Annotated in this window: 1 protein-coding gene; it reads right to left on the bottom strand. The window is 60.2% G+C overall.

Annotation, left to right across the window (positions count from 1 at the left end; all coding sequences use genetic code 11):
- Positions 1-5: 5 nt before the first annotated feature.
- Positions 6-287 (bottom strand): hypothetical protein, encoded by a 282-nt coding sequence (locus BTA35_RS17410; protein WP_078320929.1) that lies wholly within the window; start codon positions 285-287, stop codon positions 6-8.
- Positions 288-392 lie beyond the last annotated feature (105 nt).

Raw genomic sequence — 392 nt, 5'->3', positions numbered from 1 at the left:
GTCCCTCAATCGCCGAGTTCCACCGCGTTGACGCCGATTACCGTGCGACGACGCAGGGCCATCCTGCCCGGCACGACATGCGATAGCGGAACGTTTCGCAAAGCCGCGTAATTGCGTCGAGCCTGTTCGGTAAACCGCTGCAAGTCTTGCTGGGACGGCGGCTTTCCTTCGTTGCGGCCGACGTATTGAACCTCGGTCAACGGACCGCACGACATCGTCTGCACCATGTAGTACGACATGAGGCTCCCGAGTCCAAAGCCGGTATCCGGTCCGCGCTGCCGCATCATGGCTGCTCCTCCTGCACGTCGAGCCAGCCCGAAGCGAGCGACACGAACAGTAGTTCGCAGACATTGGACGCTTGGGCTTTCTTCAAAAGATTGGCCCTGTGTTTG

It is taken from the genome of Oceanospirillum linum (genome assembly GCF_001995095.2).
GTDB classification, from domain to species: Bacteria; Pseudomonadota; Gammaproteobacteria; order Pseudomonadales; family Halomonadaceae; genus Oceanospirillum; species Oceanospirillum linum.
This window is presented reverse-complemented; position numbering and strand designations above follow the sequence as displayed.

Excerpts from the sequence above, each read along its gene's own strand:
- BTA35_RS17410 (WP_078320929.1), bottom strand. The coding sequence starts at position 287 with ATGATGCGGCAGCGCGGACCGGATACCGGCTTTGGACTCGGGAGCCTC.